Source organism: Kitasatospora sp. NPDC056800 (assembly GCF_042789775.1).
GTDB lineage: Bacteria > Actinomycetota > Actinomycetes > Streptomycetales > Streptomycetaceae > Kitasatospora.
Genome location: NZ_JBHUAL010000003.1, coordinates 23,101 through 36,616, shown reverse-complemented (window position 1 = coordinate 36,616; position 13,516 = coordinate 23,101). Strand labels below are relative to the sequence as shown.

General features: G+C 71.7%; 12 protein-coding genes. 2 read left to right on the top strand and 10 right to left on the bottom strand.

Going from position 1 to position 13,516, the window contains the following annotated elements; all coding sequences use genetic code 11:
* Positions 1-7: 7 nt before the first annotated feature.
* Positions 8-715, bottom strand: a complete 708-nt coding sequence (locus ACFRQN_RS01295) for an MBL fold metallo-hydrolase (protein WP_049651819.1) — start codon at positions 713-715, stop codon at positions 8-10.
* 249 nt (positions 716-964) lie between these two features.
* Here ACFRQN_RS01295 and ACFRQN_RS01290 point away from each other — a divergent pair, with 249 nt between their 5' ends.
* Positions 965-1,807 (top strand): peptidylprolyl isomerase, encoded by an 843-nt coding sequence (locus ACFRQN_RS01290; protein ID WP_049651820.1) that lies wholly within the window; start codon positions 965-967, stop codon positions 1,805-1,807.
* A 265-nt stretch (positions 1,808-2,072) separates the two neighbouring features.
* Positions 2,073-3,302 (top strand): DUF349 domain-containing protein, encoded by a 1,230-nt coding sequence (locus tag ACFRQN_RS01285; RefSeq protein WP_049651821.1) that lies wholly within the window; start codon positions 2,073-2,075, stop codon positions 3,300-3,302.
* A gap of 90 nt (positions 3,303-3,392) precedes the next feature.
* Here the strand turns inward: ACFRQN_RS01285 and ACFRQN_RS01280 are convergent, their stop codons facing one another.
* From ACFRQN_RS01280 to ACFRQN_RS01240, 9 genes are all read right to left on the bottom strand, one after another.
* The gene (locus ACFRQN_RS01280) at positions 3,393-5,822 is read right to left on the bottom strand and encodes a bifunctional (p)ppGpp synthetase/guanosine-3',5'-bis(diphosphate) 3'-pyrophosphohydrolase (protein WP_181970527.1); all 2,430 of its coding nucleotides are present in this window, start codon (positions 5,820-5,822) and stop codon (positions 3,393-3,395) included.
* A 177-nt stretch (positions 5,823-5,999) separates the two neighbouring features.
* Complete coding sequence (locus tag ACFRQN_RS01275) at positions 6,000-6,551, bottom strand: adenine phosphoribosyltransferase (RefSeq protein ID WP_049651822.1); 552 nt, start codon at positions 6,549-6,551, stop codon at positions 6,000-6,002.
* Positions 6,552-6,579: 28 nt separating this feature from the next.
* A complete protein-coding gene (gene secF / locus ACFRQN_RS01270) occupies positions 6,580-7,680 on the bottom strand; it encodes a protein translocase subunit SecF (RefSeq protein WP_049651823.1) in 1,101 nt (366 codons plus the stop codon).
* Positions 7,681-7,684: 4 nt separating this feature from the next.
* Positions 7,685-9,472, bottom strand: a complete 1,788-nt coding sequence (gene secD / locus ACFRQN_RS01265; RefSeq protein ID WP_380737404.1) for a protein translocase subunit SecD — start codon at positions 9,470-9,472, stop codon at positions 7,685-7,687.
* Positions 9,473-9,619: 147 nt separating this feature from the next.
* Complete coding sequence (gene yajC, locus ACFRQN_RS01260; RefSeq protein ID WP_053112055.1) at positions 9,620-10,027, bottom strand: preprotein translocase subunit YajC; 408 nt, start codon at positions 10,025-10,027, stop codon at positions 9,620-9,622.
* A 260-nt stretch (positions 10,028-10,287) separates the two neighbouring features.
* Positions 10,288-11,358 carry a Holliday junction branch migration DNA helicase RuvB gene (gene ruvB / locus ACFRQN_RS01255; RefSeq protein WP_049651426.1) on the bottom strand — a complete coding sequence of 357 codons (1,071 nt, stop codon included), beginning with the start codon at positions 11,356-11,358 and terminating at the stop codon, positions 10,288-10,290.
* Between the two features lie 53 nt (positions 11,359-11,411).
* The gene (ruvA, locus tag ACFRQN_RS01250; protein ID WP_380737402.1) at positions 11,412-12,023 is read right to left on the bottom strand and encodes a Holliday junction branch migration protein RuvA; all 612 of its coding nucleotides are present in this window, start codon (positions 12,021-12,023) and stop codon (positions 11,412-11,414) included.
* The gene (gene ruvC, locus ACFRQN_RS01245; protein WP_049651444.1) at positions 12,020-12,571 is read right to left on the bottom strand and encodes a crossover junction endodeoxyribonuclease RuvC; all 552 of its coding nucleotides are present in this window, start codon (positions 12,569-12,571) and stop codon (positions 12,020-12,022) included. Before ruvC ends, ruvA begins: the two co-directional genes overlap by 4 nt.
* Positions 12,572-12,723: 152 nt before the next feature.
* Complete coding sequence (locus ACFRQN_RS01240) at positions 12,724-13,482, bottom strand: YebC/PmpR family DNA-binding transcriptional regulator (RefSeq protein WP_049651428.1); 759 nt, start codon at positions 13,480-13,482, stop codon at positions 12,724-12,726.
* Positions 13,483-13,516 lie beyond the last annotated feature (34 nt).

The window sequence follows — 13,516 nt, the reverse complement described above, 5'->3', positions numbered from 1 at the left end:
TCTTCCGTCACATTCCTCGTCGCGGGAAAGCCGGGGCGCCTGCCGCCCCTGCTGCCTGTCGGAGGTAGGGGTTGGTGGCGCGCTCGCGGCCGATGGTGGTCTGACCGCCGTGGCCGGAGAGGACCACGGTGGAGTCGTCGAGGGGCAGGCACACCCGGGCCAGCGAGTTCATGATCGCCTCGCTGTCCCCGCCCGGGAGGTCGGTACGCCCGATGGAGCCGGCGAACAGCAGGTCGCCCGAGAACAGCACCGGGGGGAGGTCCTCGGCACCGGGCGTCCGGAAGGTCACCGACCCCCCGGTATGGCCCGGGGCGTGGTCCACGGTGAGCTTCAGGCCGGCCAGCTCCAGCACGCCGCCGTCGGTGAGCTCGCGCACGTCGTCGGGCTCGCCGACGGTGAGCTCGCCCATCAGCTGGGTGCCCAGGGAGCGGCCGAGCGCCTTCTCCGGGTCGGACATCATGTACCGGTCCTCGGGGTGGATCCAGGCCGGGACGCCGCGGGCGCCGCAGACCGGGACCACCGAGGCCACGTGGTCGATGTGGCCGTGGGTGAGCAGCACGGCGACGGGCTTCAGCCGGTGCTCGCGGACCATCTCCTCGACGCCGCGGGCCGCCTGGTGGCCGGGATCGACGATGACGCACTCCTCGCCGGCCGCCGGAGCGACCAGGTAGCAGTTGGTGCCCCAGGCTCCAGCGGGGAATCCGGCGATGAACACGCGCGTCCTTCGGGTGTGTGGCGGTCGGCTGCGGCGGCTGCCAGTGGTGATGCCACCAGTGGTGATTCAGGTGCAGCCTACCGGCGCCGCGGGTCCGGTTGCGAACCAGATACGGGCGGCGGGGCGCCGCGGCCCGGCAGGTTCACCGGGTTCTTACAGGCCCGGTCCCTACACTTGGCCGCCGAGGGATGCGATGATCCGCTCCGGAATCCATCCACTTTTCCCGCACATCCGTAGGAGACACGGCCGGTGGTCAGCAGCGAACAGCGGCGGCGGCAGCTCGCCCGAGAGAAGTACGAGCGCCAGTTGGAGCGCCGGGTCGAGGCCCAGGCCGCGCGCAGGCGGCGCAACACGATCCTGGGCGCCTCGCTCGCCGTCGTGGTCCTGGCCGGCGGTGGCACCCTGATCGCCACCGGCGCGTTCAGCTCGGACGACAAGGGCGACAAGAAGGCCTCGAACAGCGCCCAGGCCGCGCCGACCGGTACCGAGGAGCCGTCCGCCCCGACCCGCAAGCCGGTCGAGGGCTGCGCCGCCCCGGCTCCGGGCGCGCCCAACGGCAAGCAGTGGCAGGCCGAGCCGGCCATGACGATCGACGCGGGCGGCTCGTACGCCATGACGCTGGACAGCAACTGCGGCAAGGTGACGATCGCGCTGGACGCGGCGAAGGCCCCGCACACCGTGAACTCCTTCGCCTTCCTGGCCGGTGAGCAGTACTTCGACCACACCAAGTGCCACCGCCTCACCACCGACGGCATCTTCGTGCTGCAGTGCGGCGACCCGACCGCCAGCGCGACCGTCCCGGGCGGCTCCGGCGGCCCGGGCTACAAGTTCGCGGACGAGAACCTGACCGGCGCGACCTACCCGGCCGGCACCGTGGCGATGGCCAACTCCGGTCCGGGCACCAACGGCAGCCAGTTCTTCCTGGTCTACAAGGACACCAAGCTGCCCCCGAACTACACCCCCTTCGGCAAGGTCACCGGCGGCCTGGACGTGGTGCAGAAGATCGCCGCCGCGGGCACCCTGGAGGGCTCGTCGGACGGCCACCCGATGGCCGACGTCACCTTCAACTCCGTTACGGTGGCGAAGGGTTGACCGACTCCGGGGTCGTCGGCGGGTGGCCTGCGCGCCGCCCCCGCACGGCCCCGGACCGAAATCGCCCGGCCCGGATGCGGACAGCACCGGGCCTGGTCGCCTATGTTGGCGTTGTATAGGGTGCCCGGACCCGCCTAGCCGTCACCCTCGGCAGCAAGGCACGGCGGACGGGGACGGCGGACTCTTTCGGTCCGTCGCACATCAACTGTGGACGACGGACGCGCGCCGCCCCGGCGCGGGCGCGACGTCATGTGGAGGACGCGCTATGAGCAGCGACCCGTGGGGCCGTGTGGACGAGCAGGGCACGGTCTACGTCAGGACGGCCGACGGCGAACGAGTCGTCGGTTCCTGGCAGGCCGGCTCGCCCGAGGAGGCCCTCGCCTACTTCGAGCGCAAGTACCAGGGCATCGAGGTGGAGATCGGCCTGCTGGAGAAGCGGGTGCGGACCACCGACCTGGCCGCCAAGGACGCCCTGGCCGCGCTGGAGCACCTGCGCGCCCAGGTGGTCGAGGGGCACGCGGTCGGCGACCTGGAGGGTCTGGCCAAGCGGCTGGACACGCTCACCGGCGAGATCGAGAGCCGGCGCGAGGAGCGCAAGGCCGCCCGCGCCAAGGCCCAGGACGAGGCCCGTGCGGCCAAGGAGGCCCTGGTCACCGAGGCCGAGCAGCTCGCCGAGTCCACCCAGTGGCGGGAGGCCGGGGACCGGCTGCGCGCCCTGGTGGACACCTGGAAGGGCCTGCCGCGGCTGGACCGCAAGAGCGACGACGAGCTCTGGCACCGCTTCTCGCACGCCCGCTCGGTCTTCTCCAAGCACCGCAAGGCGCACTTCGCCACCCTGGACGCCGAGCGCGAGAAGGCCCGGCAGACCAAGGAGGCGCTGGTGTCCGAGGCCGAGGCGCTGTCCTCGTCCACGGACTGGGGCAGCACCGCGGCCGCCTACCGCGACCTGATGGCGCGCTGGAAGGCCGCCGGCCGGGCCCAGCGGGACATCGAGGACGAGCTGTGGGCGCGGTTCCGCGGCGCCCAGGACGTCTTCTTCCAGGCCCGCTCCGCGGTGTTCAGCGAGCGGGACGCCGAGCAGGTGGAGAACCAGAAGCTCAAGGAGGCGCTGGCCGCCGAGGCCGAGACGATCCTGCCGATCACCGACCTCAAGGCCGCCAAGGCCGCGCTGCGCGAGGTCAACGAGCGCTGGGAGGCGATCGGGCACGTGCCGCGCGAGGTCCGTCCGAAGCTGGACGGCCGGCTGAACGCGGTCGAGCGGGCGATCCGCGAGGCCGAGGAGGCCGAGTGGTCGCGCTCCAACCCGGAGGCCAAGGCCCGCGCGGCCGGCATGGTGGGCCTGTTCCAGGCGAAGGCCGACAAGATCCAGGCCGACCTGGACAAGGCCCGCGCGGCCGGCAACGCCTCCAGGATCGCCAAGCTGGAGTCCGAGCTGGACGGCGTGCGGACCCTGCTGGACCAGGCGCACAAGAGCCAGGAGGAGTTCAGCGGCTGATCGCCCCGGCACGCTGGACGGCGAAGGCCCCCGGGACCGTTCCCGGGGGCCTTCCGCGTTCCCCCGCCGTGCTGCCGGCGGGGGCCGCCGCTACTTGCGGGCGGAGGTGACGCGGTAGACGTCGTACACGCCCTCGACGCCGCGCACCGCCTTGAGCACGTGGCCCAGGTGCTTCGGGTCGCCCATCTCGAAGGTGAAGCGGCTCATCGCCACCCGGTCCCGGGAGGTCTGCACCGCCGCCGACAGGATGTTGACGTGCTGGTCGGAGAGCACCCGGGTGACGTCCGACAGCAGTCGCGAGCGGTCCAGCGCCTCGACCTGGATGGCCACCAGGAAGACCGAGGACTGGGTGGCCGCCCACTCGACGTCGATCATGCGCTCCGGCTGCTGGTTCAGCGCCTCCACGTTGACGCAGTCGGCGCGGTGCACCGAGACGCCGTTGCCGCGGGTCACGAAGCCGACGATCGGGTCCCCCGGCACCGGGGTGCAGCAGCGGGAGAGCTTGACCCAGACGTCCTCGACGCCCTTGACGATCACGCCCGGGTCGCCCTTGGCCCGGCGGCGCACCGCGCGCCGGTTGTCGTGGGTCGGGGTGGCGGTCTCCGCCAGGTCCTCGGTCGCGCCCTCCTCGCCGCCGAGCGCCTGGACCAGCTTCTGCACGATGTTCGGCGCGGCGACGTGGCCCTCGCCGATCGCGGCGTAGAGCGAGGAGATGTCGGGGTAGCGCATCTCGTGGGCCAGGGTGACCAGCGAGTCGCCGGTCAGGATCCGCTGGATCGGCAGGCCCTGCTTGCGCATCGCCCGGACGATCGCCTCCTTGCCGTGCTCGATCGCCTCCTCGCGGCGCTCCTTGGAGAACCAGGCGCGGATCTTGTTGCGGGCGCGCGGCGACTTGACGAAGCCCAGCCAGTCCCGGGACGGGCCGGCGTTCTCCGCCTTGGAGGTGAACACCTCGACGGTGTCGCCGTTCTCCAGGGTCGACTCCAGCGGCACCAGCCGCCCGTTGACCCGGGCGCCTATCGTCCGGTAGCCGACCTCGGTGTGCACCGCGAAGGCGAAGTCGACCGGGGTCGCCCCGGCTGGCAGGGCTATCACGTCGCCCTTGGGGGTGAAGACGAAGACCTCGTTGCTGGCCAGGTCGAAGCGGAGCGACTCCAGGAACTCGCCCGGGTCGGCGGTCTCCTTCTGCCAGTCCAGCAGCTGCCGCAGCCAGGCCATCTCGTTGACGGCGCCGGCCTTGTCGTCCTTGCGGACCTGGGTCGGGGTGTCGGTGCGGACCTTGGAGGCCCCGGCCACCGCGCGCTGCTTGTACTTCCAGTGCGCGGCGATGCCGTACTCGGCCCGCCGGTGCATGTCGAAGGTGCGGATCTGCAGCTCGACCGGCTTGCCCCCAGGGCCGATCACCGTGGTGTGCAGCGACTGGTACATGTTGAACTTGGGCATCGCGATGTAGTCCTTGAACCGCCCCGGCACCGGGTTCCACCGCGCGTGGATGGTGCCCAGCGCCGCGTAGCAGTCGCGGACGGTGTCGACCAGGACCCGGATGCCCACCAGGTCGTAGATCTCGGCGAAGTCCCGGCCCCGGACGATCATCTTCTGGTAGACCGAGTAGTAGTGCTTCGGCCGGCCGGTGACGGAGGCGGTGATCCGGGCGCCCCGCAGGTCCCCCTGGACCTGGTCGATGACGGTCGCCAGGTACTCGTCCCGCTTGGGGGCGCGCTCGGCGACCAGCCGGACGATCTCGTCGTACATCTTGGGGTAGAGGATCGCGAAGGCGAGGTCCTCCAGCTCCCACTTGATGGTGTTCATGCCCAGCCGGTGCGCCAGCGGGGCGTAGATCTCCAGCGTCTCGCGGGCCTTCTTCTCCTGCTTCTCCCGCTTGAGGTAGCGCATCGTGCGCATGTTGTGCAGGCGGTCGGCCAGCTTGATCACCAGGACCCGCGGGTCCTTGGCCATCGCCACGACCATCTTGCGGACGGTCTCGGCCTGCGCGGCCTCGCCGAACTTGACCCGGTCCAGCTTGGTGACGCCGTCCACCAGCAGGGCCACCGAGTCGCCGAAGTCCTTGCGCAGGGTCTCCAGGCCGTAGTCGGTGTCCTCGACGGTGTCGTGCAGCAGCCCGGCCATCAGCGTCGGGGCGTCCATGCCGAGCTCGGCCAGGATCGTCGCGACGGCCAGCGGGTGGGTGATGTACGGGTCGCCGCTCTTGCGCTTCTGCCCGCGGTGCCACTTCTCGGCCACCGCGTACGCCTTCTCGATGTCGCGCAGCAGAGCCGGGTCGGCCTTGGGGTCGTTGGCCCGGATCGAGCGGAACAGCGGTTCCAGGACGGGGTTGAGCACGCTGGAGCGCTGGCCGCCCAGGCGGGCCAGCCGGGCCCGCATGCCGCCGGTGGAACCGCGGCCGGAGGGGCCGAGCGAACGCGAGGAGGTCGGCGCCGGGCGTGCCGGGGTGGCCCCCGAGGGCGTGGGACGGTTTTCGGGGGTGGCCGCTTCGGCCGTGGGCACAACCTCGTCGGGCAAGGACTACTCCTCGGGGCACCGGGGCCGACCCCTGCCGAGGCCCGAACGGTCCGGGACAACCGGGAGGGGATGAATCTTCATGGTACCGAGCCGGGCGCCGGGGTGTTCATCCGGCCGGGCCAGGAAACGGAAGGACGGCGGTCGGATGTCCCGACCGCCGTCCTCCCGACGAGTCCCTCAGACCGTGACCAGCGTCTCCAGCGGAGCGCCGCCCAGGTGCCCGGCCAGCCGCTCGCGGCCGTCCAGGAAGCCCAGCTCCATCAGCACCACGACGCCCGCCAGCTCGGCCCCGGCCTCCTTCACCAGGTCCAGCGAGGCGCCGATGGTGCCACCGGTGGCCAGCACGTCGTCCACCACCAGCACCCGCTCACCGGGCGTGAAGGCGTCGCACTGCACCTCCAGCGTCGCCGAGCCGTACTCCAGCTCGTACGAGCGCCGGAACACCTCGCCGGGCAGCTTGCCCTGCTTGCGGATCGGCACGAAGCCGAGCCCGGCCGCGAAGGCCGCCGGGGCCGCCAGCACGAAGCCGCGCGCCTCCAGGCCCACGACCTTGGTCGCACCGAGCTCCGCGGCCCGGTCCGCCAGCGCCCGGGTGAGGGCGCCGAAGGCCTCGGCGTCGGCGAGCAGCGGCGCGATGTCCTTGAACAGCACACCCGGCTTCGGGTAGTCCGGGACGTCCCGGATCCGGCTGTTCAGCAGCTCGGCCAGTGCGGTGTCGGCGGTGGTCACGGTGGGTTCCTCGGGTTCGTGGTCGGGTTCAGCGCTTGGTGGACGGACGGCCCTTGGCACGGGTGCCGGCCGAGCGGCCACGCTGTCCGACCATACCCGCAGGCTGCTCCTCGTCGTCCGGCTCCCCGTCCGCCGTGACGGCGTCCCCGGCCTCCGCCTTGGCGGCGGCCGAGGCCCGGTGCTGGAGGACCCGCTTGCGCAGCGCCTTCATCTCCGGCTGCTCCTCCTTGAGCTGCGCCAGCAGCGGGGTGGCGACGCAGATCGAGGAGTAGGCACCGGCCGCGAGACCGATGAACAGCGCGAGCGAGATGTCGTTCAGGGTGCCGGCGCCCAGGAAGCCGCCGCCGATGAACAGCAGCGCGGCGACCGGAAGCAGCGCCACCACGGTGGTGTTGAGCGAGCGCACCAGGGTCTGGTTGAGGCCCGCGTTGGCGGCCTCGCTGTAGGTGAGCTTGTTCTGCTTGGTGATCCCCTTGGTGTTCTCCTTCACGGTGTCGAAGACGACGACCGTGTCGTAGAGGGAGTAACCGAGGATCGTCAGGAAGCCGATCACCGTACCCGGGGTGACCTCGAAGCCCACCAGGGCGTACACGCCGATGGTGATCAGGAGGTCGTGGATGAGGGCGACCAGCGCGGCCAGCGCCATCCGCCACTCGAAGGCGATCGCCAGGTAGACCGTCACCAGGACCATGAAGACGACCAGGCCGGTGAGCGCCTTCTGGGAGATCTGCTTGCCCCAGCTGGGGCCGATCACCTGGGCCTCGACGGTGTCCAGCGGCACACCGAGCTTCTGGGAGAGCTCGGAGCGGATCTCGTCGGAGCTCTTCGGCTCCTCGGTGCTGACCTGGATGCGGATCTTGCCGTTGTCGGTCGACTGCACCAGCGGGTGCGAGGAGACGACCCCGTCGGCGGTTTCCTGCGCCTGGGAGACCGTCAGGCCGGGCTTGGCCACGGTGTAGACCGAGCCGCCCTTGAACTCGATGCCCAGGTGCAGGCCCATGGCCAGGCCGATCGCCGCGACCAGCACGATCACGCCGGAGATGGAGTACCAGAGCTTGCGGCGACCGACGAAGTCGAAGCTGACCTCGCCCTGGTAGAGCCGGTGGCCCAGGTTGGAGAAGCGTGACACGGTGTCAGGCCTCCTTCACGGCGGCAGAGGAGGGGTTACGGCGACGGCTGCTGCGAAGCGGCGGGCGGGCGCCCAGTCGCTTCGGGTCCAGGCCGGACCACGGGTGGCCGTTCAGGAAGAACTTGCGGCGGGCCAGCAGCGTGATCAGCGGCTTGGTGAAGAGGAAGATCACCACGACGTCGAGCGCGGTGGTCAGACCCAGGGTGAAGGCGAAGCCCTGGACCTTGCCGACCGAGACCACGTAGAGGACGGCGGCACAGAGGAAGGACACGAAGTCCGAGACCAGGATGGTGCGCCGGGCGCGCGGCCAGGCCCGCTGGACCGCCGGGCGCAGCGGGGCGCCCTCGCGGACCTCGTCACGGATGCGCTCGAAGTACACGATGAAGGAGTCGGCGGTGATACCGATCGCGACGATCGCACCGCAGACCGCCGGCAGGTTCAGCGCGAAGCCGATCGCGTTGCCGAGCAGGCTCATGATCGAGTAGGTCAGGGCCGCCGAGACGAGCAGACCGGCGATCGAGACCAGGCCGAGGCCGCGGTAGTAGACCAGCGAGTAGGCGACCACCAGCAGCATGCCGATCGCGCCGGCCACCAGGCCGGCCTTGAGCTGGTCGCTGCCGAGCGCCGGGGAGACGGTGGTGATGTCGCTCTTGACGAACTCCAGCGGCAGGGCGCCGTAGCCGAGCACGTTGGACAGGTCCTGCGCCTCGGCCTGGGTGAAGCGGCCGGTGATCACGGCGCTGCCGCCGGGGATCGCGTTCTTGACCTCGGGGTGCGAGACGACCTGGTTGTCCAGGACGATCGCGAACTGGTTGTTCGGCGGGGCCTGGGTGGCGAGCTGGCCGGTGACCTTGGTGAAGTCGTCGGTGCCGTTGCCGTTGAACTGCAGCTGGACCTGCCAGCCGGCACCCGTCTGGGTGTCGAGGGTCGGCTGCGCCTTGGAGACGTCCGAGCCCTTCACGGCGACGGGGCCGAGGGCGAGCTTCTCGTAGTAGCCGTTCTCGGGCTTCTGCGAGCAGGCGACGACGGCCTTGTCGTCGGGGCCGGTCTGGGCGGTGCGGACCTCGGGCTTGGAGCAGTCGAGGGCGGCGAACGCGGCGCTCAGCTCCGGCGGCACGGTGCCCTGGGTCATCGCGGCGCTGAGGTCGGCGGCGCTCGGCGGGGTGGCCGCGGCGCTCGGGGCGCCGGTGGCGGGGGCGGTGGGCGCGGTGCTCGCGCCGGTGGCCGCGGCGGTCGGGCTGGCGCCCTCGGCGGCCAGCGCCTCACTCTCGGGGCGGCCCTGCTTGGTGGCGCTCGCGCCCGGGGACGGGGCGCCGGCCGTGGCGGCGGGCGGGGTCGCGCCCGGGGTGCCGGTGGCGGCGGCGGACGGGGTGCCCGTGGGAGCCGGGGCGGTGACGCCGCTGGGCGCCACGGCCAGGACCGGACGGAAGAACAGCTTGGCGGTGGTACCCACCTGGTCCGCCGCGTTCTGCTGGTTCCCGCCCTTGGGGATGTTCACGATGATCGTGTTGTCGCCCTGGGTCTGGACCTCCGCCTCGGAGACACCCATACCGTTGACGCGGCGCTCGATGATCCCGGTGGCGATGTCCATGTTGGACTTGGTGATCGCCTTGGGGTCGGTCGACTTCGCGGTCAGCGTGATGCTGGTGCCACCGGCGAGATCGATCCCGAGCCGGGGCTTGGTGGTGCCCGTCCCGAACATGAGGGCGACCAGTCCGACGGTGACGACCAGGATGAGGGCCAGCGCCCGCCCTGGGTAGCCGTCGCGCGGGCGCGACTTGGGTGTTGCCACCTTGCTCGTTTCTCCCTGTCCATGCCACTTCCCCGACCGGACCCCCGTCCGGCTCGTGGCGGGACAGGGGTCCGGCGGTTCTGCGGCCCTGAGGTCCTGTGGGCTCGCGGCACTGTGCCGCGCGGCCGGGCGGGTTGCCCGTCCGTACTACTTGCTCGCGGGAGCCCCGCCCTCGACGTCGCCCTTCTCGGCGCTGTCCTTGGAGAGCGACAGCGGCTTGTCCTCGACCGGCTCGGCGTCGGCCTCCTCGGCCTCCGGCTCGGGCAGCTCGTCATCGGCGGGGCGGCCGTTGATGATCGCGTCGTACTCCTGGGGGTCCAGGACGGCCGCGATGGCGCTCTTGGTGAAGTGGGTGACCACGCCGGGCGCGATCTCCAGCTCGACGGTCTCGTCGTTGACCGCCTTCACCTGGGCGTACAGACCGCCGATGGTGCGCACACCGGCCCCCGGCTCCAGCGCCGTCTGCATCTGCTGCATCTGCGACTGGCGCTTCTTCTGCGACCGGAACATGAGCACGATCGCGATGATCGGGAGGAGAAGGATGATGAGGTTCACTGCAGCCAGGGTCCTTTACGGGCCGCCGGCCGGCGGCCTGTGTGGTATTGGTCGGCCCGTCAGGTGAGAGGGGCGGTCCGGCGGAGTCTAGGCGACCCCGAATCGATCGGACAACGCCAAGCATCGCATCATGCCGCCGAAAGTGGCGACCCTCCGCCTGCACAGTTTCCCCGGACGCCACTCCCGGCTCCCCCGTGCGCCACCACGGGAGCACCGGCCGGGAACCGACCGGCCCGACTCACCCGTTCAGCCGATGGCGGTCAACTTTCGTCGGCGGGGAACAGCTCCGACTGCGCCGGAACACGCCCGCGGGTGGTCTGGACCGGCGGGGTCAGGCCGAGGTGCTGCCAGGCGGCCGCGGTGGCGATCCGGCCGCGCGGGGTGCGGGCGAGCAGGCCCTCGCGGACCAGGAAGGGCTCGGCGACCTCCTCGACCGTCTCCGACTCCTCACCCACGGCGACCGCCAGTGTCGACAAACCGACCGGACCGCCGCCGAACAGCCGCAGCAGCGCGTCCAGCACCGCGCGGTCCAGCCGGTCCAGCCCGCGGGCGTCCACCTCGTAGACGTCCAGCGCCTGGGCGGCGATCCCGGCGTCGACCACGCCGTCGTGCCGGACCTGGGCGTAGTCGCGGACCCGGCGCAGCAGCCGGTTGGCGATGCGCGGGGTGCCGCGCGAGCGCCCGGCGATCTCGGCCGCGCCGGCCGGGTCTATCTCCACGTCCAGCAGCGCGGCCGAGCGGTGCACCACCCGCTGGAGCTCGGCCGGGGCGTAGAACTCCATGTGCCCGGTGAAGCCGAAGCGGTCGCGCAGCGGGGGCGGCAGCAGGCCGGCCCGGGTGGTGGCGCCGACCAGGGTGAAGGGCGGCAGCTCCAGCGGGATGGCGGTGGCGCCCGGGCCCTTGCCGACGATCACGTCGACCCGGAAGTCCTCCATCGCCATGTAGAGCATCTCCTCGGCCGGCCGGGACATCCGGTGGATCTCGTCGAGGAAGAGCACCTCGCCCTCGGTGAGCGAGGAGAGGATCGCCGCGAGGTCCCCCGCGTGCTGGATGGCCGGGCCGGAGGTGATCCGGATCGGGGCGCCCAGCTCGGCGGCGATGATCATGGACAGGGTGGTCTTGCCGAGCCCGGGCGGGCCGCTCAGCAGCACGTGGTCGGGCGCGCTGCCGCGCTGGCGGGCGGCCTGGAGCACCAGCGACAGCTGCTCGCGCACCCGCTCCTGGCCGATGAACTCGTCCAGCAGCTTGGGGCGCAGCGCCGCCTCCACCGCCTGGTCCTCACCGTCGGCGGCGGCCGTGACCAGCCGGTCGGTGGGTTCCGGGTCGTACATCGTCGCGGGCTCCAGAGTCTCCGGTGTCGACAAAAGGACAGATCGTCAGTTGGTCAGCGGGCGCGGTTGAGGCCGCGCAGGGCGAGCCTGAGCAGGGCGCCGACGTCCGTCACCGCCTGCGCCTCGGCCTCCGGGGTGACGGCCGCGACCGCCTCGTCCGCCTCGCGCGGGGCGTAGCCGAGGCCGGTCAGCGCGGAGTGCAGCTGCTCGCTCCACGGCGCCGGGCCGCTCGCGATCGGCTTCTGCGCGGGCACCGCCCCGTGCGGGGCGCCGAGCTTGTCCTTGTACTCCAGCAGCAGCTTGGCCGCCTTGGCCTTGCCGATGCCCGGCACCGCGACCAGCGCCTTCTCGTCGCCGCCCGCGATCGCGGCGCGCAGCGCGTCGGGGCTGTGCACGCCGAGGATCGCCTGCGCCAGCTTGGGGCCGACGCCGGGCGCGGCCTGGAGGATCTCGAACACGGCGCGCTCGTCGTCGTCCGCGAAGCCGAACAGGGTCAGCGAGTCCTCCCGGACCACCAGCGAGGTGGCCAGCCGGGCCACCTCGCCCAGCCGCAGCCCGGCCAGGGTGTTCGGGGTGCACTGCACGGCCATGCCGACCCCGCCGACCTCGACCACCGCGATCCCGGAGGAGACGGCCGCCACGGGCCCTTGCACGAAGGCGATCATCGGACGGTGCCTTTCGGAGGAGTGGAGCGGGAGGTGGCGCGGGCGGCCCGGACGGCGGCCTCCAGCCGGTTGGTCGCCCCGCCGCGCCAGATGTGGCAGATGGCCAGCGCCAGCGCGTCGGCGGCGTCGGCGGGCTTGGGCGGCGCGTCCAGCCGCAGCAGGCGCTGCACCATGGCGGTGACCTGCGCCTTGTCGGCCCGGCCGGAGCCGGTGACGGCGGCCTTGACCTCGCTGGGGGTGTGCAGGGTGACGGGGATGCCGCGCCGGGTGGCGCAGAGCATCGCGACGGCGCTGGCCTGGGCGGTGCCCATCACGGTGCGGACGTTGTGCTGGGCGAAGACCCGCTCGACGGCGACCAGGTCGGGCCGGTGCTCGTCCAGCCAGGCCTCGATGCCCTGCTCGACCTGGAGCAGCCGCTCCCCGATCTCCGCCTCGGCGGGGGTGCGCACCACACCGACCCCGGCCATCCGCAGCGGCCGGCCCGGCGCGCCCTCGACCACGCCGACCCCGCACCTGGTCAGCCCCGGGTCCACGCCCAGTACCCGCACCACTCGCCCGTCTCCCTGCCACTCGCCACGAAGGACCTCCGCAGGCTACCGCCCGGGTCCGACAACCCCGCCGACGACACCGGCCCGGTGGTCCAGGGACCACCGGGCCGGGCAGTGGGACCGGTCACCCACCGACGATCACTGGGCGGTGATCACTCGGCGTCGAGCTGCGCGCCGACCTCGTCGGAGATGTCGAAGTTGGCGAAGACGTTCTGCACGTCGTCGCTGTCCTCGAGCGCGTCGATCAGCTTCAGGATCTTGCGGGCGCCGTCGACGTCCAGCTCGACCTGCATGCTGGGGAGGAAGTTGGCCTCGGCCGAGTCGTAGTCGACGCCGGCGTCGACCAGCGCGGTGCGCACGGCGACCATCTTCGAGGCCTCGGAGACGATCTCGAACGAGTCGCCGAGGTCGTTGATCTCCTCCGGCTCCTGGTCCAGGACGACCTCGAACAGCTTGTCCTCGTCCACGCCGTCGGCCTTGGGGACGATGACGACACCCTTGCGGGTGAACAGGTACGAGACCGAGCCCGGGTCGGCCATCGAGCCGCCGTTGCGGGTCATCGCGACGCGCACGTCGGAGGCGGCGCGGTTGCGGTTGTCGGTGAGGCACTCGATCAGGACCGCGACACCGTTCGGGCCGTAGCCCTCGTACATGATGGTCTGGTAGTCGGCGCCGCCGGCCTCCAGGCCGCCACCGCGCTTGACGGCGCGGTTGATGTTGTCGATCGGGACCGAGCTCTTCTTCGCCTTCTGGATGGCGTCGTAGAGGGTCGGGTTGCCCGCCGGGTCGGGTCCGCCGGTGCGCGCCGCCACCTCGATGTTCTTGATCATCTTGGCGAAGAGCTTGCCGCGCTTGGCGTCGATCACGGCCTTCTTGTGCTTGGTGGTAGCCCACTTAGAGTGGCCGGACATCGCCAGCTCCTTTACGTCGCCAAAGGGAAATGAA